17 protein-coding genes are annotated in these 21,826 nt (G+C 63.9%); 7 read left to right on the top strand and 10 right to left on the bottom strand.

Features of this window, described 5'->3' with window-relative positions; genetic code table 11:
• Positions 1 to 14 precede the first annotated feature (14 nt).
• From fahA to QA643_RS02445, 5 genes are all read right to left on the bottom strand, one after another.
• Entirely contained in the window at positions 15 to 1,286 is a 1,272-nt protein-coding gene (fahA, locus tag QA643_RS02465) for a fumarylacetoacetase (protein ID WP_283031632.1), read from the bottom strand.
• Positions 1,287 to 1,415: 129 nt separating this feature from the next.
• Positions 1,416 to 2,762, bottom strand: a complete 1,347-nt coding sequence (hmgA, locus tag QA643_RS02460) for a homogentisate 1,2-dioxygenase (protein ID WP_283031631.1) — start codon at positions 2,760 to 2,762, stop codon at positions 1,416 to 1,418.
• A 2-nt stretch (positions 2,763 to 2,764) separates the two neighbouring features.
• Positions 2,765 to 3,733, bottom strand: a complete 969-nt coding sequence (locus QA643_RS02455; RefSeq protein ID WP_283031630.1) for an MBL fold metallo-hydrolase — start codon at positions 3,731 to 3,733, stop codon at positions 2,765 to 2,767.
• A 21-nt stretch (positions 3,734 to 3,754) separates the two neighbouring features.
• Positions 3,755 to 3,982 (bottom strand): DUF2783 domain-containing protein, encoded by a 228-nt coding sequence (locus tag QA643_RS02450; RefSeq protein WP_283031629.1) that lies wholly within the window; start codon positions 3,980 to 3,982, stop codon positions 3,755 to 3,757.
• Between the two features lie 8 nt (positions 3,983 to 3,990).
• Positions 3,991 to 5,604, bottom strand: a complete 1,614-nt coding sequence (locus QA643_RS02445; RefSeq protein ID WP_283031628.1) for an FAD-dependent oxidoreductase — start codon at positions 5,602 to 5,604, stop codon at positions 3,991 to 3,993.
• A gap of 135 nt (positions 5,605 to 5,739) precedes the next feature.
• Here QA643_RS02445 and QA643_RS02440 point away from each other — a divergent pair, with 135 nt between their 5' ends.
• Positions 5,740 to 6,255 (top strand): MarR family transcriptional regulator, encoded by a 516-nt coding sequence (locus QA643_RS02440; RefSeq protein ID WP_283035088.1) that lies wholly within the window; start codon positions 5,740 to 5,742, stop codon positions 6,253 to 6,255.
• Between the two features lie 153 nt (positions 6,256 to 6,408).
• Here QA643_RS02440 and QA643_RS02435 read toward each other — a convergent pair whose 3' ends face one another.
• From QA643_RS02435 to QA643_RS02425, 3 genes are all read right to left on the bottom strand, one after another.
• Positions 6,409 to 6,753: a RidA family protein gene (locus QA643_RS02435; protein WP_283031627.1), complete on the bottom strand. Its 345-nt coding sequence runs from the start codon at positions 6,751 to 6,753 to the stop codon at positions 6,409 to 6,411.
• A 120-nt stretch (positions 6,754 to 6,873) separates the two neighbouring features.
• The gene (locus tag QA643_RS02430) at positions 6,874 to 7,755 is read right to left on the bottom strand and encodes an NAD(P)-dependent oxidoreductase (RefSeq protein WP_283031626.1); all 882 of its coding nucleotides are present in this window, start codon (positions 7,753 to 7,755) and stop codon (positions 6,874 to 6,876) included.
• A 12-nt stretch (positions 7,756 to 7,767) separates the two neighbouring features.
• Positions 7,768 to 8,574 (bottom strand): N-acyl homoserine lactonase family protein, encoded by an 807-nt coding sequence (locus tag QA643_RS02425; protein ID WP_283031625.1) that lies wholly within the window; start codon positions 8,572 to 8,574, stop codon positions 7,768 to 7,770.
• A 506-nt stretch (positions 8,575 to 9,080) separates the two neighbouring features.
• On the opposite strand from QA643_RS02425, the gene QA643_RS02420 reads away from it, so the two are divergent.
• The 4 genes from QA643_RS02420 (at position 9,081) to QA643_RS02405 (ending at position 15,615) form a co-directional block, all read left to right on the top strand.
• Positions 9,081 to 10,565: a caspase family protein gene (locus tag QA643_RS02420; RefSeq protein WP_283031624.1), complete on the top strand. Its 1,485-nt coding sequence runs from the start codon at positions 9,081 to 9,083 to the stop codon at positions 10,563 to 10,565.
• Between the two features lie 142 nt (positions 10,566 to 10,707).
• Positions 10,708 to 11,382 (top strand): OmpA family protein, encoded by a 675-nt coding sequence (locus tag QA643_RS02415; RefSeq protein WP_283031623.1) that lies wholly within the window; start codon positions 10,708 to 10,710, stop codon positions 11,380 to 11,382.
• 160 nt (positions 11,383 to 11,542) lie between these two features.
• Positions 11,543 to 12,466, top strand: a complete 924-nt coding sequence (locus QA643_RS02410; protein ID WP_283031622.1) for an efflux RND transporter periplasmic adaptor subunit — start codon at positions 11,543 to 11,545, stop codon at positions 12,464 to 12,466.
• Positions 12,466 to 15,615 (top strand): efflux RND transporter permease subunit, encoded by a 3,150-nt coding sequence (locus tag QA643_RS02405; protein WP_283031621.1) that lies wholly within the window; start codon positions 12,466 to 12,468, stop codon positions 15,613 to 15,615. The genes QA643_RS02410 and QA643_RS02405 overlap by 1 nt, the downstream gene beginning before the upstream one ends.
• Positions 15,616 to 15,757: 142 nt before the next feature.
• On the opposite strand, the gene QA643_RS02400 is transcribed toward QA643_RS02405, so the two are convergent.
• Both QA643_RS02400 and QA643_RS02395 read right to left on the bottom strand, forming a co-directional pair.
• A complete protein-coding gene (locus QA643_RS02400) occupies positions 15,758 to 15,979 on the bottom strand; it encodes a hypothetical protein (RefSeq protein ID WP_283031620.1) in 222 nt (73 codons plus the stop codon).
• Between the two features lie 46 nt (positions 15,980 to 16,025).
• Positions 16,026 to 16,700: a Crp/Fnr family transcriptional regulator gene (locus QA643_RS02395; RefSeq protein WP_283031619.1), complete on the bottom strand. Its 675-nt coding sequence runs from the start codon at positions 16,698 to 16,700 to the stop codon at positions 16,026 to 16,028.
• 218 nt (positions 16,701 to 16,918) lie between these two features.
• Here QA643_RS02395 and QA643_RS02390 point away from each other — a divergent pair, with 218 nt between their 5' ends.
• Together QA643_RS02390 and QA643_RS02385 are read left to right on the top strand one after the other, a co-directional pair.
• Positions 16,919 to 18,985 (top strand): AsmA family protein, encoded by a 2,067-nt coding sequence (locus QA643_RS02390; RefSeq protein ID WP_283031618.1) that lies wholly within the window; start codon positions 16,919 to 16,921, stop codon positions 18,983 to 18,985.
• 356 nt (positions 18,986 to 19,341) lie between these two features.
• Positions 19,342 to 21,795 (top strand): adenylate/guanylate cyclase domain-containing protein, encoded by a 2,454-nt coding sequence (locus tag QA643_RS02385; RefSeq protein WP_283031617.1) that lies wholly within the window; start codon positions 19,342 to 19,344, stop codon positions 21,793 to 21,795.
• The last annotated feature ends 31 nt before the right edge of the window (positions 21,796 to 21,826 follow it).

Raw genomic sequence — 21,826 nt, 5'->3', positions numbered from 1 at the left:
AATGACGGAGCAAGTTACCCCGCCGCCAGAATCGTCCCCTCGACTTCGCCAAATCCGACGCGGTAGCCGTCGCCCTGGCACCAGCCGCGCATCACGAGCGTATCGCCGTCTTCCAGGAACGAGCGCTTGACGCCCTCGGCGAGTTCGACCGGTTCGGTGCCGTTCCAGCTTATTTCAAGGAGGCTGCCGCGCTGGTCCTTCTCCGGGCCGGAGATGGTACCGCTGCCTAGGAGATCGCCGACATTCATCGCGCAGCCGCTGGAGGCGTGGTGCACCAGTTGCTGCACCGACGACCAGTACATGTACTTGAAGTTCGTACGGCTGATGTTCTTCGCTGTATTCATCGGCGCGGCGCGCAAATCGACTTCGAGCGCCATGTCGTAATTGTTCGGCTGCGTCTGCCGCAAATACGGCAGCGGTTTTGGCTCCTGCGCGGGGCCATGGAGGCGGAACGGCTCCAGCGCCTCGCGCGTCACGACCCACGGGCTGATCGAGGTCGCGAACGCCTTGGCCTGGAACGGACCGAGCGGCACATATTCCCATTGCTGGATATCGCGCGCGCTCCAGTCGTTCAGGATCACGAAGCCGAAGATCATCTCCTCGGCCTGCTTCTCGGTGAGCATCTCGCCCATCACAGACGGCTGGCCGACCACGACACCCATCTCGAGTTCGAAATCGAGCCGCTTGCACGGCCCAAAGCTCGGCATGTCAGCCGTCGGCGGCTTCAACTGCCCGCGCGGGCGGCGGACCGGCGTGCCGCTGACGACCACCGTCGAGGCGCGGCCGTTATAGCCGATCGGCATGTGCAGCCAGTTCGGCTGCAGCGCATTATCCTTGCCGCGGAACATCACGCCGACATTGGTGGCGTGCTCTTTCGAGGAATAGAAATCAGTGTAGCCGTTCACCAAGAATGGCAGATGCAGTTTGACGTCGGCCATCGGCACCAGTGCGCGCTTGCGCAGGCTTTCATTGTCGCGCAGCTCGGGGTGATCGTGCCGCAACAGCTCGCTGATCCGCGCGCGGGTTTTCGACCAGACCTTTGGACCCAACGACATGAAGTGGTTCAGCCCGCCGCCGGCAAACACGACTGGTTCAAGAAAATCCAGCCGTCCGTCCTGTTCAAGTTCCCAGAGGTCGAGCACGTAATCGCCGATTGCGACACCGACGCGCGGGGCGAGGCCGTCCTTGGCGGAGAACACGCCGTAAGGGAGATTCTGGATCGGGAAATGAGAATTGGGGGCGACGTCGATGAAGGAACGGAGTTTGGGGTCGTTGGGATGGGGCACAATGCTGTCCTGCTAATATCGCGACGAACTCTCACCGCAGTCATTCCGGGATGGTCCGAAGGACCAGACCCGGAATCTCGAGATTCCGGGTTCATCGCTGCGCGATGCCCCGGAATGACGAACAGAGCGCTACGGCTTGTTCGGATCGAACCTTTTCTCCAAGCCCTTCCAGCAATCGGCGTAGTCATCCTGCAACGCGGAGGTCGTCGCCGCATGTTTTGTGACCCGCTGCGGAAAGCGCGTCTCGAACATGAAGGCCATGGTGCCGGTCAGCTTCACCGGCTTCAGCTCGCTGTTGCTGGCGTGATCGAACGCCTCGCGGTCGGGGCCGTGCGGCAGCATGCAGTTGTGCAGCGAGATGCCGCCGGGGACAAAACCCTGCGGCTTGGCGTCGTAGACGCCGTAGATCAGGCCCATGAACTCGCTCATGATGTTCATGTGATACCAGGGCGGCCGGAAGGTGTTCTCCGCCACCATCCAGCGCTCCGGGAAAATCACGAAGTCGATATTCGCGGTGCCGGCGGTCTCCGACGGCGAGGTCAGCACCGTGAAGATCGAGGGATCGGGATGGTCGAAGCCGATCGCGCCGACCGGGGAGAAGGTGCGAAGATCGTATTTGTACGGCGCGTAATTGCCGTGCCAGGCCACCACGTCGATCGGCGAATGCGGCAGCGTGGTCTTGAACAGCGCGCCGCCCCATTTCACGTAAAGCTCGGTCGGTGTGTCCTTGTCCTCATAGAAGGCGACTGGAGTCAGGAAGTCGCGCGAATTGGCGAGGCAGTTGGCGCCGATCGGTCCGCGCTCCGGCAGCGTGAACGCGCCGCCATAGTTTTCGCAGAGATAGCCGCGCGCGGGGCCGTTCGGAATCTCGACGCGGAATTTCACGCCGCGCGGGATCACCGCAATCTCGCCCGGCTCGATATCGATGCGGCCGAACTCGGTGACGAGGCGCAAATTGCCCTGCTGCGCCACGAACATCATCTCACCGTCGGCATTGTAGAAATGCTGGTCGACCATCGATTTGGTGATGAGATAGACATGCGCGGCCATGCCGGCCTGGGTGTTGGCGTCGCCGGCCGTCGTCATGGTCTGCACGCCCTGCAGGAAGGTCATGTCCTCCTTCGGGATCGGCGCCGGGTCCCAGCGCAGCTGCGCGATCGGCAACTCATATTCATGGCACGGCGCGGTGCGCCACAGTCCGGCATCGGCCTTTTCGAAGCGGCCGGAATGCTTCACGGACGGGCGAATACGATAGAGCCACGAGCGCTCGTTGGTGCCGCGCGGCGCGGTGAAGGGCGAGCCTGAAAGCTGCTCGGCATAGAGGCCGTAGGCGCAGCGCTGCGGCGAGTTGCGCCCCATCGGCAGCGCGCCGGGCAAGGCCTCGGTCTCAAAGCTGTTGCCGAAGCCGGACATGTATCCCGGCGTGATCTGCGCGGTGCTCCTGATAATCTGATCCGGCGAGGTGTTGATGTTCATGACTATCCTCCTCCTTGCAGGGCGGCCCACATCTCGCGGTCGCGCTTGTCAGTCCAGATCACGGGATCGTCGATGCCCGATGCTTCATCGAAGGCGCGCGAGACGTTGAACGGCAGGCAGTGCTCATAGATGGCGAAGCTGGAGAACTTGGGGTCCATCACCTCGCGCGTTGCGGCAAAGGTCTCTTTCAGCGTGCGCCCCTTGGCGACCGAGCTTTCGGCGGCGCCATAGAGCGAGGTGACGAAATCGCGTGTCATCGCGATTGCATCGCGCCCGGTCGAAAGACCCTTGAGCGCATCGCCGCGCCCCGGCGCGATCGCCTTGGGATTGAAGGCGCGGATTTCATTCAGCGTCGAGGGCCATTCGCGCAGATGCGCGTCACCGCAATAGCAGGCCGAGTGATATTCGATGAGATCGCCTGAAAACATCACCTCGGCATCCGGCACCCAGGCCACGATATCGCCGGACGTATGCCCGGCGCCGAGCTGCATCAGCCGCACCTCGCGCTTGCCCAGAAAGATCGACATCTCGCCTTCGAAGGTCAGCGTCGGCCACGTCAGGCCGGGAATGCTCTCGGCATCCTGGAACAGGCGGGGAAATCGGCCGTACTCGGAGTCCCAATCCTGCTGGCCGCGTTCCTCGATCAACCGGTAGGTTTCGGCCGAGGCCACGATGCCCTGCGCCTTGTAGGCGGACGCGCCGAGCACGCGCACGGCGTGGTAATGCGACAGCACGACATATTTGATCGGTTTGTCGGTGACAGTGCGGACGCGCTCGATCACCTTGTTCGCCATCGCCGGCGTCGACTGGGCGTCGAACACCAGGCAGCCGTCATCGCCGACGATAACAGCGGAGTTCGGATCGCCCTCGGCGGTGAACGCGTAGAGGTCGGTGCCGATCTCGGAGAAGGTGATCTTCTTCTCCGAGAGGTCGGTCGTCGATGCAAAACCCTTTGCGGTGCTCTCGGCCATCAATTCATTCCTACAATTCGTTTACTGCTGTTGCTGTTGTTGCTGCTGGCCTGCGTCGAGCATGCGCCGCTTGGCGAGCGCGATCGCCTCCTGCAGAACGGCGATGTCGCCGATATGGTTGGCGAGCACGAGGACCAGCGCCGCGTCGAGATCGGCGCTCTGCTCGTCGCTCAGGCCGCGATGCGCCTCGACGATGGCGCGGAATGCATCGTCAGGTTTGGCGAAGTTCGAGGCGGTCGATAGCGCCATAAGAAACCTCAGATCTGGCCCGCGGCACGGGCGAGCGCGGCATCCAGCGCCGCACGCGTCGGATGACGGAAGCGCGCCGCGACGTAACCATCGGGCCGCAGCAGGTAGGCGGTGCCGGGTTCGGCATCGTAGCGCTTGCCGGCAAGTCCCGCCGAATCGGCAAGGCCATCGTTGCCGCCGATCCGGATCGTTCCCACACCTTCCGGCAGCTCCGGCCCCGCACCATTGCTGAACTCCAGCAACGTGAATCCCGTTCCAGCGCCGATGAAGGCGTCGGTCAGATACAGCGGCTCGCCGCCGCGGCCTGACACCGGCGCATCCGCCATCGAGGCGCCTGGCCGCAGGCCGCCGCGCCAGCTATCGCCATCCGCGGTGGAGAGCGGCGTGTCGTAGATCGAGGGCGTCGAAAGCCGGCCGCCATTGACCATGCGCTTGCCGAACTCGGTTTCCTTGGCGAGCGACAGCACCGCCTTGCGCAACCGCGCCTCCTGATGGGAGTTCGGCGCCATGAAATCAGTCGAGCGGGTGGATTCGCGGATGTTCTCGTCGGCAGCTGCGCTGCGCTCGATGTGATAGCTTTCGAGCAACGCCTCGGGCGAGATGCCCTTCAGCACGCGATCGAGCTTCCACGCCAGGTTTTCGGCATCCTCCAGCCCGGAATTGGCGCCGCGTGCGCCGAACGGCGAGACCTGATGCGCGGCATCGCCGGCGAAGATCACGCGGCCATGGACGAACTTGTTCATCCGCCGGCACTGGAACTTGTAGAGCGAGATCCATTCGAACTCGAACTTGTCGTGGCCGAGCATCCGCGCGATGCGCGGCCGCACATTCTCCGGCAGCTTTTCGACGGCCGGATCGGAAAAGCGACTGAGCTGCAGGTCGATGCGCCAGACGTCGTCCGGCTGCTTGTGCAACAGCGCGGAACGTCCGGGATGGAATGGCGGGTCGAACCAGAACCAGCGCTCGGTCGGGAACGCCGCCGTCATCTTGACATCGGCGATCAGGAACTGGTCCTCGAAAACCTGGCCGGCAAAATCCGCGCCGACCATCTGCCGCAGCGCGGACCGCGCGCCATCGCAGGCGATGACATATTGCGCGGCGAGCCGGTAGGGACCGTCCGGCGTCTGCACCGTCAGCACCACATGATCGTTATGGGGCTCGAGCGCTGTGACCTTGTTTCGCCAGCGCAGGTCGATCGCCGGCAATTCCGCGACGCGATCGACCAGATAGGCCTCGGCATAGAATTGCTGCAGGTTGATGAAGGCCGGCCGCTTGTGGCCCTCCTCCGGCAGCAAGTTGAACTGGTAGAGCTGGGAGTCGCCGTGAAAGATTTTGCCGACGCTCCACACCACGCCCTTGTCGACCATGCGCTGGCCAATGCCGAGCCGGTCCCAGAATTCGAGCGAGCGTTTTGAAAAGCAGATCGCGCGCGAGCCCTCGCCGATGCGGTCGGCGTCGTCGAGCAGCACGACCGCCTGCCCGCGCTGCGCCAGATCGATCGCCAGCGACAGTCCGATCGGGCCTGCGCCAACCACCACAACCGCGTGTTCGGCGATATCAGCGCCCGCCCGGTCCTGGTCAGGGTGGCGACAATAGCCGAATTGGGTTTTAGTCGACGCCATGGGGCTCAACCCTGCGACTAGCCAAGAGCCTGTGGCCCTGCTAAATTAGTCTCACTTGCAACTATCTTAACCCCCGGGCCGGCCCGGGCGCAACTCAAATCGAGGCGATTCTTGCCAAAGGCGATGTCAGGCGAAATGGCTGCCGGTCCGCAGGAAGATAGCGTGCCGAAAAAGGCGACGCGGCTCGACCTGTTGAAGTTCGTGCCGTTTCAGCTCAACCGCCTGGCGGCGGAGGTCAGTTCCGCACTGTCGGCGGAGTACGCGGCGCGCTATGGGCTCGACATTCCGGAATGGCGTGTGCTGGCGACGCTCGGTTTTCGTCATGAGCCCTGCAGTGCACAATACGTCGCCGATTGCACCCGCACCCACAAATCCACCATCAGCCGCGCCGTCACCTCGCTGCTGAAGCGGCAGATCATCGAGCGCGTCGAGAACGCCGACGACCGCCGCGAATTCCGCCTGCAACTGACCGGCAAGGGCGCGGCACTTTATGAAGAGCTGATCCCGCGCCTGCTTCGCCGCGAGCAGGAGATCCTGTCGTGCCTTTCCGCACAGGAGCGCAGGGACTTTGCGCGGCTGCTCGGCAAGATCGAGGCGAGCCTCGATCTGGTGCAGACCAGCGAAGAGGCCGACGCAAAGGAAGCTTACTGAAACGAGGCGTTCTCCCCGCCATTGCGAGCCAACGGGTCGCGCGAATGCGCGCCCGATGACAGGCTCCGCGAAGCAATCCATCGCGCCGCAAGCGGAGAAATGGATTGCTTCGTCGCTACGCTCCTCGCAATGACGGGGGGCGATAGCTGTGCCCTACTTCACCGCCGTCACCACGATCTCCACAATATGCGGCGGTTCGAGATCGACGCCGAGGCAGGCGCGCATCGGCGGATTGTTGCGGTCAACCCATTCGTCCCAGGCCCGATTCATCTCGGCCTTCTGCTTGATGTCGGCGATATAGACGATGGCCGAGAGGATTTTGCTCTTGTCCGTGCCGCACAGCGCGAGGCTTTCGTCGATACGCCCGAGCGCCTTGACGCTTTGCTCATACATCGAAGGGCTGACCGGATCGGGCGCAACCGCCACGGTGAAAACAAGGTCATCATGCGCGACGGCGCGGCTGCGGGTCGGCGTAAGCCCGGGAAAGCGCGTGATCATGATGGTCTCCGGCTAGCGGTTATCTAAAGTGTACCGTCATTCCGGGGCGATGCGGAGCATCGAGCCCGGAATCTCGGGATTCCGGGTCTGGTCCTTCGGACCATCCCGGAATGACGACGTTCACAACCTATCAATATGCTTCGCGATGACGGGGAAATAATTATCGCCCGATCCGGCATCAATCGCTTCCTGCAGGATGGTGCCGACCAGCTCCGCGCCGCGGATTTTCAATCCGGCTTCAGTCGCAAGCTCCAGCGCGTAGGACAGATCCTTCAGCGCATATTCGGTCGAGAACGCACGCTCCGGGAAATTGCCGGGCACGATTGCCTTCATGCCGTGATTACGCAGCGCAAAGCTGTCGGCCGAGCCTTTCGATAAGGTATCCAGCAGCAGTTTTGGATCGACGCCATTGTGCTTTGCCACCGCAACAGCTTCGGCGAGCGCGTTGACGGTTTCGAACAGCACCATGTTATTGAGGATTTTTGTCACCTGCCCGGCCCCGACCTCGCCGCAATGGGTGACGTCGGTGGCGAAGCAGCGTATCAGCGGCTCGATCACGGCGTAGCGCGCCGGCGTCGTTCCCACCATCACGCTGAGCGTGCCGTCCTGCGCCGCCTGACGCGTGCGTGCGATCGGCGCATCGGCCCAATCAGCGCCTTTTGCCTGCAACTGCCTGGCAAAGTCCCGGGTCTGGCTGACCGAGGACGTGCCGAGATCGACGACGACCTGACCGCTCCTGATGTTCTTCAGAATGCCCTCGCCTTCGAACACCGCGCGCACATGCCTGGCGCTGGGCAGGCAAAGGAACAGCAGCTCGCTCTGCTTGACGACATCGGCAACGGAGGCTGCGACGTCGGCACCGTCGGTGCGCAATCGCGCCAATGGCTCCGGCGACAGATCGAAGGCAAGCACGCGCTTGCCGCTCTTCTTCGTAAGATTGCGGCAGATCGGTTCGCCCATCACGCCGAGGCCGATGAACCCGATGGTCCTGTATTCCGACATACCCGGCCGCGCCTATTTCGCAAACGATCGCGAGGGCGCCAGATGCAACGCGAAGGCATCGACGTTGTCGCTGGCGCGCGGGTAGATCTCGCTCACGATCGGATCATGGCCGGGGATGAAGCGGTCGGGATGGCCGGCCAGGCGCTCGACGGTTTCCCAGCCCAGCGCCATGTCGCCGACATTGTAGACGATCGGAAACGGGCTGCGCTTGTGCAAATTGGCGTAGTAATGCGCGGCATCAGAGGCCAGCACCACCGGCCCCCGCGCCGTCTCCACCCGCACCACTTGCAATCCGTCGGAGTGCCCGCCGACGCGGTGCACGGTCACGCCGGGCGCGATCTCGCCGTCGCCGGAATGGAAGGTGACGCGGTCCCCATAGACATGGCGCACCATGGTGGTGACGTGCTCGACCGAAAACGGATGCCGGAGCAGGCCGTTGCACATGCAGCGGCCGGTCGCGTAGCTCATCTCGCGCTCTTGCAGATGAAACCGCGCGTTCGGGAAGCGATCGAGATTACCGGCGTGATCATAATGCAAATGGGTAACGATCACGTCGTGGATCGTCTCGGCGGCGACACCGAAATCCCTCAGCGCGTCGACCGGATTGAGGTTAAGCTTGCGCGAGCGCGCCTTGGCCTCTTCGGCGTTGAAGCCGGTGTCGACCAGGATGTCGCGACCGCCCCCTCTGATAAGCCAGACGAAATAATCGAGGTCCTGCGCGGTGGTGTCGTGCGGATCGGGGACGAGAAAATTCAGATGCGGGGTGCGGGACGACATCGTCGCATAGCGCAGCGCGTAGATTTCGTAGGCGTTTCCCATCGGTGTCACTTTTTTCTTGGTTTGGATGCGGCCGATCCCGCCACCAAGCCATTGCCATCCGCAAAGGTCAAACGCGGAAGGCGAATGACGGCCATATGACAGCGCAACACTCTCTGTGAGAGCAGTCACATTACCGCCCGCACAGGTAGTGACGCGGCATTTGCGGGCGGCGGCTTCAAGCCAGAAATTTGCATCGCGGCGGGCAGCGAGCTTTCGCCAACCATGCGGCCAAGAGGCCGCACCGAAAGGATTTCCCCGCTCGATGGGGAACTGGTTGCGCGAGCCGGGATCGCACGTTGCCGCGCAGCCACAATGGGCGCTTTATTCCCTCCTCCACTGTGGTTCTGTCGCGGTGAATTGTCGCAATTAATTACGAGATCGCAATCAGTTGACGGGGGTGCGGCGGCGGTTTGATAATGCCGGACCCGTAGAGTATGGTCGCCCGCCGCGCGAGCTAGTATCGGCGCTATTTTGGCTGGGTTGCCGTGATCTGGACTGCCATCATTATGAAAATCCGCCTTGTATTGCTCCTTGCATTGCTTTTCGCGCTCGCCTCGGTCGCGCCGTCTTTCGCCGCCGGCGAACGCTATGCGCTGGTGATCGGCAACGCGAAATATCCCGACGCCGAGGCGCCGCTGAAGGAGCCGATCAACGACGCGCGCGACATCGCCGACGAGCTCAAGCGCGACGGCTTCAACGTCGATATCGGCGAGAACCTGACCAGCGAGCAGATGCGCCGCGCCTTTGAGCGCCTTTACGGCAAGATCAAGCCCGGATCGGTCGCGCTGATATTCTTCTCCGGCTTTGGCGTGCAGTCGAGCCGCCAGAGCTACATGATCCCCGTCGACGCCCAGATCTGGACCGAGGCCGACGTGCGCCGCGACGGCTTCAGCCTCGAGACCGTGCTCGGCGAGATCAACAGCCGCGGCGCCGGCGTCAAGATCGCGCTGATCGACGCTTCCAGGCGCAACCCGTTCGAGCGGCGCTTCCGCAGCTTTTCCGCCGGCCTTGCGCCGGTGATCGCGCCGAACGGCACGCTGGTGATGTATTCGGCCGCGCTGTCCTCGGTGATCTCTGACAATGGCAGCGACCGCAGCCTGTTCGTGCGCGAACTGCTGAAGGAAATCCGCACCCCCGACCTGACGGCGGAGGAAACGTTGAACCGCACCCGCGTCGGCGTCACCCGCGCCTCGCGCAGCGAGCAGGTGCCGTGGATTTCCTCGTCACTGGCCGAGGATTTCTCCTTTATCCCGAGCGGCAGTGGCCCGCGCCCGGCGAGCCCGCCGCCTCCGGTCGTCGCTGCCCCAGCCCCCGCCCCTGCGCCAGCTCCCGCGCCGCCAGCACCGTCCCCTTCCCCCTCGTCTCAGGTGGCTGCGCCCGCGCCGCCGCCCCCACCGCCTGCAGCGCCGACCAAACCGGCCGACATCGCACTTCCGGCACCCCCGCCACCGGCCAAGCCGGCGGAGCCCCCGAGTCCGGCCGCGCCCGCGCTCGCCGACGATCCGACCATCAAAAGCCTGAACGCCAAGCTCAACGAGAACCCTGATGACGCGGCCGCGCTATACCGGCGCGGGCAGGTCTACGCCAGCAAGGGCTTCTATGAACTCGCCATCAAGGACTTCAACAATTCGCTGCGGCTGAACCCGAAGGACGTCGAAGCCTATAACAACCGCTGCTGGGCGCGCACCGTGATCGGCGACCTGCAGGCGGCGCTGAAGGATTGCAACGAGGCGCTGCGGCTGCGGCCGAATTTCGTCGACGCGCTCGACAGCCGCGGCCTGCTCAATCTCAAGAACGGCCAGAACAAGAATGCAATTGCTGATTTCGATGCGGCTCTGAAGATCAACCCCAGATTGACCTCGTCGCTATATGGCCGGGGCCTTGCCAAGAAGCGCAACGGCTCGATTTCGGAAGGCGACCTCGACATCAACAACGCCAAGGCGATGGATCCGAATATCGTCAAGGAATTCGCCGAGTACGGCGTGCAGTAATTTTTTCGATGAAGGCTGGCCGGCGCCTCGAACCCAGTGGCGGGTGCCCAGACTAAAGAACAGCAGCCGGTGTGACCTCAAGGTCCGGCAGCGTTTGGATGACATTGGAACCGCGTGGGGAAGCCCGCAGGAGGGACAGGCAATGGCGAATTTCTCGGTAACGAAAACCCTTTCCGCAATCGTATCGGTTGCAGCGCTCGGCGCCGCCGTGTCGTTGGGCGCGGCAAGCGCCCTGGCGCAGGACAAGAACGTCACCGAGGATCAGATCCTTCGCGCGCTTGCGCCGGAAAAGAAGCCGCTGACCCGCGGCCTTTCGGCCGGCCCGCAGCAGACGGTCGATCCGACGGTGGCCGCCGCCGAGAGCAAAGTGGTCCAGAAGTTCCGCGGCCGCTCCACCCGTTCGCTATCGAGCTCCGAGCGCGAGGAAATCGCCGCCATTGTCCAGGACAAGCCGAAGATCGACCTGGAGATCAATTTCGACTACAACTCCGCCGACATCAGCACGAAATCGCTGCCGTCGGTCCAGGCGCTCGGCCGCGCGCTCACCAATAACGACCTCAAGGGCTCGACCTTCGTGGTCGCGGGCCATACCGATGCGGCCGGTGGCGAGGCCTATAACCAGGACCTTTCCGAGCGCCGCGCCGACGCGATCAAGCGCTATCTCATCGACAAATACGGCATCAACGGCACCGATCTCGTGACCGTCGGCTACGGCAAGAGCAAGCTCAAGGATCCGAGCCAGCCGCTCGCGGAAGTGAACCGCCGCGTGCAGGTCGTGAATATGGAAAACAAGACCGCGGCGAACGCAGCCAAGTAAGGGGCGTGGCACCGGTCTCTATTTTGCGGCTACAATACGTCCCGCAGCACCCGTGCGGGACGTATTCGTTTTCGACTCCGTTGCCGGTCTTGCAGCCGCCAAAACACCCTGTTTGCAAAACACCCTGTTTGACTGACTTGCAGTCTGGATTGATCCGGCGATGAAGTTTTCCGAATACCTCAAACCTGCGCTTGGAACGGCCTTCGTTGTCATTGTGGCGGCCGGCTATTACTGGTTCGAGAACCGTCCCCACGCCGAAGAAAAGGAGACGCCAGGCCAGGCGCTGGTGATCGTGACCAAATCCACCAATGCCTGCTTCTCCGACATGGTGCGGGTCACCGGCTTCATTGTGCCGCGCCGCGAAGCGCAGATCGGCGTCGATCAGGAAGGCTCCCGAGTGACTGACCTTCTTGTCAAGGAGGGCGACACGGTCACCGAAAATCAGGAACTGGTGCGCCTCACCGCGCCACCGCAAGTTCCGGGCGCGCCGGCCGGCAGGCCAGGTCCAGTCACGCTGCGCGCACCCGCGGCCGGTCTCGTCACCGAAGTCAGGACCGCAGTCGGCGCACCGGCCTCGCCGCAGGCCGGCCCGATGCTGCGCATTTCCGTCAACAACGAAATCGAGCTGGAAGCCGAAGTGCCGAGCGTGCACCTGCTCAAGCTCAATCCCGGCGCGACCGTGCGCATCAGCCGCGACGACGCGCCCGACGTGGTCGGCAAGGTCCGCCAGATCTCGCCGCAGATCGACCGCAATACCCAACTCGGCAAGGTCAGGATTTCGCTGAACAACAATCCCTCGCTCAAGGTCGGCATGTTTGCGCGCGCCAATATCGACGCCAAGCGCTCCTGCGGCGTCGCCGTGCCGCGCACCGCAATCGACCGCCTGACGCTGCAGGTGGTCAAGGGCAACACGATCGAGACGCGAAAGGTGCGGGTCGGCCTCACCTCGGAAACCTCGACTGAAATTCTTGAAGGCCTCGATGTCGGCGAAATCGTTGTGGCTGACGCTGGCACCTCGCTGCATGACGGCGACCAGATCAAGACCATGTTCGCCGACGAACTCGAACGCACGCGGGCACGCTAATGGCTTTGAATATCTCGGCTTGGTCGATCCGGAATCCGCTTCCTTCGATCGTCTTCTCAATCATTCTCCTGGTGCTGGGCTGGGCCAGCTTCACCAAGCTCGCGATAACGCGGCTTCCCAGCGCCGACATTCCCGTGATCTCGGTCGCGGTCGCGCAATTCGGCGCGGCTCCCTCCGAATTGGAAAGCCAGGTCACCAAGACCATCGAAGACGGCGTCTCCGGCGTCGAGGGCGTGCGGCATATTTCGTCGTCGATCACCGACGGCCTGTCGGTGACGACGATCCAGTTCGCGCTCGAGACCAACACCGACCGCGCGCTGAACGACGTCAAGGACGCCGTCACCCGCGTGCGCGCCAACCTGCCGCAGAACGTCAACGAGCCGCTGATCCAGCGCGTCGACGTGATCGGCCTGCCGATCGTCACCTATGCGGCGATCTCGCCCGGCAAGACGCCGGAACAATTGTCCTATTTCGTCGACGACGTCGTCAAACGCGCGCTGCAGGGCGTGCGCGGCGTCGCCCAGGTCGAGCGCATCGGCGGTGTCGAGCGCGAAATTCTGGTCTCGCTCGACCCTGATAGACTGCAGGCGGCGGGCCTCACGGCGGTCAATGTCAGCCAGATCCTGCGCGGCACCAATGTCGACGTCGCCGGCGGCCGCGCCCAAATCGGCAAGAACGACCAGGCGATCCGCACGCTCGCCGGCGCCAAGACGCTGAACGAGCTCGCAGGCACCATGATCCCGCTGTTCGGCGGCGGCGAGGTGCGGCTCGACGATCTCGGCACCGTCACCGATACCATCGCCGATCGCAGCACCTTTGCCCGCTTCAACGGTGAGCCTGTGGTGGCGCTCGGCATCAAGCGTTCCAAGGGCGCCAGCGACGTGAAGGTGGCTGAGGCTGTGCAGAAGCGCATCGACGCGCTGAAGGTCGCCTATCCCGACGTCGACCTGAAACTGATCGACACCTCGGTCGAATTCACCAAGGGCAATTATTTCGCCGCGATCTCGACCCTGTTCGAAGGCGCAATCCTCGCCGTCATCATCGTGCTGCTGTTCCTGCGCGATATCAGGGCGACCATCATCGCCGCGATCTCCCTGCCGCTCTCGATCTTCCCGGCGTTCTGGATGATGGACCTGCTCGGCTTCTCGCTGAACCTGGTCTCCTTCCTCGCCATCACGCTGTCGACGGGTATCCTGGTCGACGATGCGATCGTGGAGATCGAGAACATCGTGCGCCACATGCGGATGGGCAAATCGCCCTACCGCGCGGCGCTCGAGGCCGCCGACGAAATCGGCCTGGCTGTCATCGCGATCTCGCTGACTATCATCGCGATCTTCGCGCCCGCCAGCTTCATGTCCGGCATCGCCGGGCAGTTCTTCAAGCAGTTCGGCATCACAGTTTCGGTGCAGGTGTTCTTCTCGCTGCTCGCGGCGCGCTTCGTCACGCCGGTGCTCGCCGCCTACTTCCTGAAGGATCACCCGCATGAGGACCCGCCGCCCGGGCGCATCCTGCAGACCTACACCAGGCTCGTCACCTGGTCGGTGAAACACTACTTCATCACGGTGCTGATCGGTTTCGGCGTGTTCGCCGCCTCGATCTGGAGCATCACGCTGCTGCCGCAGGGCTTCCTGCCGGCGCAAGACACCGCACGCTCGCTGCTGGCAATGGAATTGCCGCCCGGCTCGCAGCTCGCCTATACCGAAAAGGTGACGGAAGAAATCGTCGCACGTCTGCGCAAGCGGCCTGAGGTGAAGAGCATCTTCGTCGACGGCGGCAGGGTACCGCCGGGAACGCAGGAAGTCCGCCGCGCCGCGCTGATCATCAATTACACGCCGAAGAAAGAGCGCAAGATCACCCAGCGGCAGCTCGAACTCGAGATCGGGCGGGAACTGGAGAACGTCCCGGATATCCGCTTCTGGTTCCTCGACGAAAACGGCCTGCGCGCGATCTCGCTTGTCGTGACCGGCACCGACAGCAACATCGTCAACAACGTCGCCAGCGAACTCGCGACGCAGATGAAGCGGATTCCGATCATCGCCAACGTGATTTCGGAAACCGCGCTCGACCGGCCCGAGCTTCGCATTCGCCCGCGCGCCGAACTGGCGGCGCGGCTCGGTGTCTCGACCGAAAGCCTGTCGCAGACGATCCGCGTCGCCACGATCGGCGACGTCGGCCCGGCGCTGGCCAAATTCGACGCCGGCGACCGCCAGGTTCCGATCCGCGTCCAGCTTGAGGACAGCGCCCGCAGCGACCTGCAGATGCTGCAGCAATTGCGCGTGCCGCTCGGCCAGCGCGGCGAACGTGGCGGTGTGCCGCTGTCTGTTGTCGCCGACATCCAGCTCGATCAGGGTCCGACCAGCATCAGCCGCTACGACCGCGAGCGGCAGGCGACGGTGGCCGCGGACCTCGTTGGCACGGCAGCGCTCGGCGACGCCACCAAGATGATCAACGAGCTTCCGGTCATGAAGAGCCTGCCCAAGGGCGTCAGGGTCAGCCCATCGGGCGATGCCGAAAGCCTGGCCGAACTGTCGGATGGTTTTGCGACCGCCATTACCGCCGGCCTGATGATGGTCTACGCCGTGCTGGTGCTGCTGTTCGGAACGTTCCTGCAGCCCATCACCATCCTGTTCTCGCTGCCGCTCTCGATCGGCGGCGCGATCATTGCGCTGCTCCTGACCGGCAAGCAGCTCACCACGCCGGTGTGGATCGGCATCCTGATGCTGATGGGTATCGTCACCAAGAACGCCATCATGCTGGTGGAGTTCGCGGTCGAGGCCATCCGCGAGGGCAAGCCGCGCGACGTCGCCATCATTGACGCCGGCATGAAGCGCGCGCGCCCGATCGTGATGACGACGATCGCGATGGCCGCGGGCATGATGCCGTCAGCGCTGGCGTTCGGCGCCGGCGGCGAATTCCGCTCGCCGATGGCGCTCGCGGTGATCGGCGGCCTGATCTTCTCCACCATCCTGTCGCTGGTGTTCGTGCCGGCGATGTTCATGGTGATGGACGATATCGGCGCGCTGTGCTGGCGGTTCGGCCGCAAGCTGATCGTCTCGAGCGCGGAGACCGAGCCCGCAAGCCACGGTCACGATCATCGCAGCGAGCCGCCGGCCAAGGGCCCGCCGGCAATGTCGCCCGCTGCGGAGTGAGGGAAGGCTTCGCGCGCGACGACTACCTGTCGTCCTTCCAAGCTCTTCGAGATGTGTGCCGAATATGCAAGATTTCTATCGCGTCACGCACGCGATGGAAGCGATCTGAAAATGCCGTGGGCGTGTAACGTACTTTCATCCTTCATGGGCGCTTGTCGGCTTCAGCAACGCGCTCCTCCGACACGAATTGCCCGTGATCAGCCTCCGCCAATCCGTGCCTGACGGCCACGCGCTCTTGATCCGACCTCGTGTAGACACCGGTCCGGCGTGCCTCGATTTCGCGGGCGTATTCCGCGAGCTCCTGCTGGTCCTCCAGGGGCCAGTTCTCAGCATGCTCGATTACTTCTTTGAGTAGCCTGTTCATGCAGTCATCATACCACAGCAGGTCAACGATCGAAATGAATGGGACCCTACTCGTTCCTTGCCACCGCCGTCAGCTTGGTCATGTTCTGCAGCAGGATGCGTCCGCGCTGCAGGTCCAAGATGCCGTCCTTGCGCCAGAGCTGCAGCTGGCGGTTGACGCTCTCGCGGGCGGCGCCGACGAAGACGCCGAGCTGTTCCTGCGAGATGTGCACTTCGGAGCCGAAATCGGAGGCGAGCGCGCAGAGCCGTCGTGCCAGGCGCACCGGCAGCGGCTGCAGCACCGATTCCTCCATCCGCTCGCTCTGCCAGCGGATGCGTTGGCATAACAGCATGATGATCTTGATCGCGACCTTCGGCTCGCGTTCCAGAAAGGCGAGGAAATCCTCGCGCCGCAGCACGAACAGTTCAGACGGCTCGCCGGCCGTCGCGTCCGCCGTGCGCTCCTGGCCGTCGAGCACGGCGACTTCGCCGAAGAGATCGCCGGATCCCATGAAGTTCAGCGTCAGGCGGCTGCCGTCGGAGGCGCCGGTCTCGATCCGGATCTGCCCGCGCCGTACGCCATAGAGAGCATCGCCGGGATCGCCCTTCTGAAACAACATTTCGCCAACGCCGAGCTGCTGGGTGTGGCAAAGTCCGGAGATGCGCTGCAATTCATCCGCGCCCAAATCGGCAAACATCGGGTTCATTTTCAGAATGACCGCAAATTCGGCCTGTTTACTCATCGTATTGCCTTCCAGATCGAATTACCGTCCCCCGAATGCGCCGTTAGCAGGATTCCCCGGTCACCGAGTGTGTCATAAGTCACATAACTTTGCAGCACCCCCGGAATATTTTTGGGCGCTGGGTCCTCCTCCCTTTCCGGGATAAACTTGCCTGAGCGGTTGCGCCTACGGGTTGCGCCACCGAAATAAGTGCCGTTTGCGCGGTCTGGAATATCGATATGAAAGCACTGAAAATTGCCGGCGCCGCCATCGTTGCCGTGATCGTTATCATCGCGCTGACGTTGGCGATCGGCATCCCCTCGGGTTTCCTGACGACCGAGATCGCGGCGCGGGTCGAGCGCGAGACCGGCTACAAGCTCACTATCAATGGCGGCGCCAGGATCGGCCTGTGGCCATCGCTCAACATCACGCTGAACGATGTCACGCTGCAGAATCCGAAGGACAGCGACATCAACCGCCGCTTCGCCGCCGCGAGCATCGAGGCCGACGTGACGCTTGCGAGCCTGTGGGCAGGCAAGCCGCACATCACCGAGCTCGTCATCATTCGCCCGGTGGTGAATCTGCCGCTACGGCGCGAGCGCGTGAGGGATGCCGCTTCCTCCCCGAAGCCCGCCGCCGGCAAGACGTCAGAGGCCGTCTCGATCGACCATATCAGCGTTAGCGGCGGCACCGTCGTGCTCTCCAACCTGCGCGACCGCGTCGAGAACAGGATCGAGACCGTCAATGTCGACATCGTCATCGATGCCGACCGCAAGGTCACCGTGTCGGGCAATGCGCGCAAGAACGGCAACCCGCTCAAATTCGAGCTCAAGGCAGCGCTGCCCGCGCCGCCGCTCGAGCGGCAGAACATTCCGGCCGAGATCAAGATCGATGCGCCGGGCCTGTTGGAGGCCCAGCTCACAGCCAAAGCCGAAGCCCGCCTCAACGGCCCGGTCGTGATGATCAACAGCGTGACCGGCGCGCTCGGCGAGGCCGCGTTCAATGGCTGGGCCTCGTTCGACCTGTCGAGCAAGCCGCTGGTCAAGCTAGATCTCGACTTCCAGAAGCTCGCGCTCGCATCGTCAAGCAGCGGCAATACGTCGGGGCAGCCCTGGAGCAATGCAACGATCGATAATAATGGTCTCAACTATATCGACATCCAGGCGCGCATTTCGGCGGCCGAACTCAGTATCGGCGAGGCGCGTTTCGCTCGCGCCGCGATCGATGCCACCCTTGCAAGCGGCGTTTTGAAGGCGCGGGTCGCCAACCTCGGCGCCTATGAAGGTAGCGCCAGCGGCGATCTGACCGTCGATGTCTCCGCCGCCACGCCGACCTATGCGATGGGCGTCGACCTTACCGGCGTGCGCGCGCTGCCACTGCTGCATGGCCTCGCCGATTTCGACAGGCTGGACGGCAGGATGCAGGCCAGGATCAGCGTGCTCTCCTCCGGCACCAGCCAGCGCGCGATCATGTCGAACATGGCGGGCACCGCCTTCATCGTGTTCCAGGACGGCGCGATCAAAGGGCTCAACGTGGCGCAAATGATCCGCTCGCTGACCGCGCGCCCGCTGTCGGGCTGGCAGGAGAGCGAGGAGAAAGCGACCGACCTCTCGCAATTGTCGGCCTCGTTCAAGATCGACAAAGGCCAGGCGCAAACCACCGACCTCAATCTCGTCGGCCCGCTGGTCAAGATGACCGGCGTCGGAACCATCGCGCTCGACACCAAGCAGATCGGATTTCGCGTCGAGCCGAAGCTGGTGCTGACCACCGAAGGCCAGGGCCGCGCCAATGATCCGGTCGGGCTCGGCATCCCCGTGATGATCGAGGGCCCGTGGGGAAACCCACGGATCTATCCGGAGATGCAGGGCATCCTCGACAATCCCGAGGCGGCCTATGCCAAGCTGAAGGAAATGGGCAAGGGCCTGTTCGGCGAGCAGGGCGCGGGGCTTGGCGCCGCGATCGGCAGCCTGCTCGGCGGACAGCCCGGCACGACCGGCGGACAGGGCGCAGCGGGCGGCCAGCCGCCAGCCAACAACCCGCTCGGCGGCCAGCTCGGCGAGACCATCGGCAATCTTCTGCAGCAAGGCCTCAGCGGGTTCGGCCAGGGCGGCGGGGGCCAAAGTCCCGGCCAGGGCCGCGCGCGTCCGGGTGGCCAGCGCAGCCTCGTCGGTCCGAATCCGCCCGAGCAGGACCCCGCGCAAGCCGCACCATCCGAGCCGGCAGCTCCCATGCCGCCAGGCGACACGACCGCGCAGCAGGACAGCCAGCCGATGAACGAGGTACTGCGGCAGTTATTCAATCGCTGATGCAGCGGAAGCCTGCTCAACTCCCTCTCCCCGTCCTTCACTGGGCCGCGACGAGCGAAGCTCGCACTGAGAGGGTTGGGGTGAGGGCTCTCTCCGCGAGCAGTGATTGCCGATGGACCTGTACCCCCTCACCCGGCGCTTCGCGCCGACCTCTCCCCGCAAGCGGGGCGAGGTTCGATCAAGCCGCGCATGACGAAATCTCCCCGATTCCTGCCTAAAATCCGGGCTAACCATGTTGGCGGGCCCACAAACCCGCCTGCCAATTCGTGCTAAACAGGCCCTCAGCCGGGGCTGCCGAGACAGGCGGCGCCAGCGACAAACCGATGCGCGCGCCCGGTGCGGTGCCGAGGGTCCGGATGAGCGAGGTCAAAGACAGAGTCTGGTTCCTGCGCGAAGGCTTGTTCGCCAAATACGTCGTCGCGCTGGTCGGGCTCGTCGTGTTCGTGCTGGCCGTCAACGGCGCGATGGAAATCTGGATCACCTATCGCGGCATCAAGAGCTCGCTGAACGACGGCATGTCCGAGAAGGCGGAAGCGACCGCCAAGCGGATCCAGCAATCGATGGCCGACCTCGAACGGCAGATCAACTGGGTCACGCGCGCCTCCTCCGACACGCCCGAAAAGCGCCGCGACGATTACGCGCAATTGCTGCGGCAGGTGCAGCAGGTGAGCCAGCTCTCCCTGATCAACGCCCAGGGCCGCGAACAGCTGCGCATGACGCGGCAGATCATCACGCCCGGCAGCAACGCGGACTTCTCGCGGGACGTCAGGATTACCGAGACCGCCGCCCGCGGCAGCAGCTTTGCGCCGGCCTATTTCCGCGGCGAACGTCCCTTCATGTCGATCGTGCTGTCGCATGCCGATGGCAGCATCACGCTGGCCGAGATCGACCTCGATTTCCTCTCCGAGTTCCTGATCGACGCGCAGATCGGCAAGGTCACCTATGCCTTCGTCACGGACGCCAGGGGCGACGTGCTGGCGACGTCCTCGACCGGCCCGGAGATCGGCAAGAACCTGTTGGCGCTGCCGCAGGTCGCCGCCGTCAGCAAGCCCGGCGGCGTCGCGCCGGTTTCGGGCACCGATGTCCGCGGCGATGCCGTGCTGACGACATCGAGCGTGGTGCCGAAGCTCGGCTGGCACGTGTTCTTCGAGCAGCCGACGGCGCAGGCGCTGACGCCGATCCGCGATCAGCTGGTGCGGATCGCGTTTTTGATCGCGCTTGGCCTCGTGGTCGCGATCATCGCCGGCACCATCATGGCGCGGCGCATGCTGGTACCGATCACGGCGCTGCAGGCCGGCGCGCGGCGGCTCGGCGCCGGCGATTTCGGCCACCGCATCGAGGTGAAAACCTCCGACGAGCTGGAAGAGCTGGCCAACCAGTTCAACAGCATGGCCGGGCAGCTTGCCGAGACCTATTCCGACCTCGAAGACAAGGTGAAGGAGCGAACGCGGGATCTGGCGCAATCGATCAACGAGCTCAAGGTGCTCGAGGAAGTCGGCCGCGCGGTCGCCTCCTCGCTCGATCTCAACGCCGTGCTGCCGACCGTCGCCGCCCGCGCGCTCGAAATCACCCACGCCGACGCCGTGCTGATCTACGGCTATGATGCCGGCAATCACCAGTTCTCGCTGACCGAATCGATCGGCATCGACAAGGCGGCCGAAGGCCGCCATCGCGCCATCGATGCCGACAATTCCCCGCTCGGCGAAGCCGCCACGTCCGGCGAGCCGATCGCGATCCCGCAGCTCGGCGCGACCTCCGAGCATCCGCTGCGCGACGTTGCGATCGAGGCCGGCTTCCACTCGGTGCTGGTGGTGCCGCTGGTCGACCAGACCGGCATTTTGGGCTCGCTGGTGGTGCTGCGACGGAACGAAGGTGAGTTCTCCGACAATCTGATCGGCCTGATGAAGACCTTTGCGCACCAGGCGGTGCTGGCGATGCGCAATGCACGGCTGTTCACCGAGGTCGACCACAAGAGCCGCGAACTGCTCGCCGCCAACGACATGGTGAGCCGGCAGGCCGCCAAGCTGCAGGACCAGACCGACCAGCTCCGCGACTGGAACCGCTCGCTGGAAGAGCGCGTCGAAACGCAGCTCGGCGAGATCGAGCGCATCCGTCGGCTGGAGCGCTTCCTGGCGCCGCAGGTGGCGCAACTGATCGCCTCGTCCGACGGTCATGAGGGCCTGCTCGACAGCCACCGCCGCGAGGTCACCGTCGTGTTCTGCGACCTGCGCGGCTTCACCGCCTTCACCGAGACCACCGAGCCGGAAGAGGCGATGAACGTGCTGCGTGAATATCACGCCGCGCTCGGCGAACTGATCTTCAAGTATGAAGGCACGCTCGACCGCTATGCCGGCGACGGCGTGATGATCCTGTTCAACGCGCCGATCCAGTTCGCCGATCACACCGCGCGCGCCGTGAAGATGGCAGTCGAGATGCGCGACACCGTCGGCGCGCTGACCGAGAAATGGCGCAACCGTGGTCACAATCTCGGCTTCGGCATCGGCATCGCGCTCGGCTACGCCACGCTCGGCCAAATCGGTTTCGAGCAGCGCCTGGAATATGCCGCGATCGGCAGCGTGACCAACCTCGCCTCACGCTTGTGCGACGAGGCCAAGGCGAACCAGATCGTGGTGTCGAGGCGCGTCTACGGCATGGTCGAACAGTGGGTCGAGGGAAAGCCGATCGACGATCTGAACCTGAAGGGCTTCAATCACCCGATCCTCGCCGCCGAGATCATCCGCTGGCGCGAAGAGGTCGACAATGTCGTGGATGCAGCGGCCGCCGCCGCGCGGATGAAGAAGAAGCAATAGCGCGCGGTTTGCTTACCCTCCCCTGGAGGGT

Origin of the sequence: Bradyrhizobium sp. CB3481 (assembly GCF_029714305.1) — a bacterium.
GTDB lineage: Bacteria > Pseudomonadota > Alphaproteobacteria > Rhizobiales > Xanthobacteraceae > Bradyrhizobium.
Note: the sequence above shows the minus strand (reverse complement) of the source record. Positions and strands in the feature narration are given on the sequence as shown.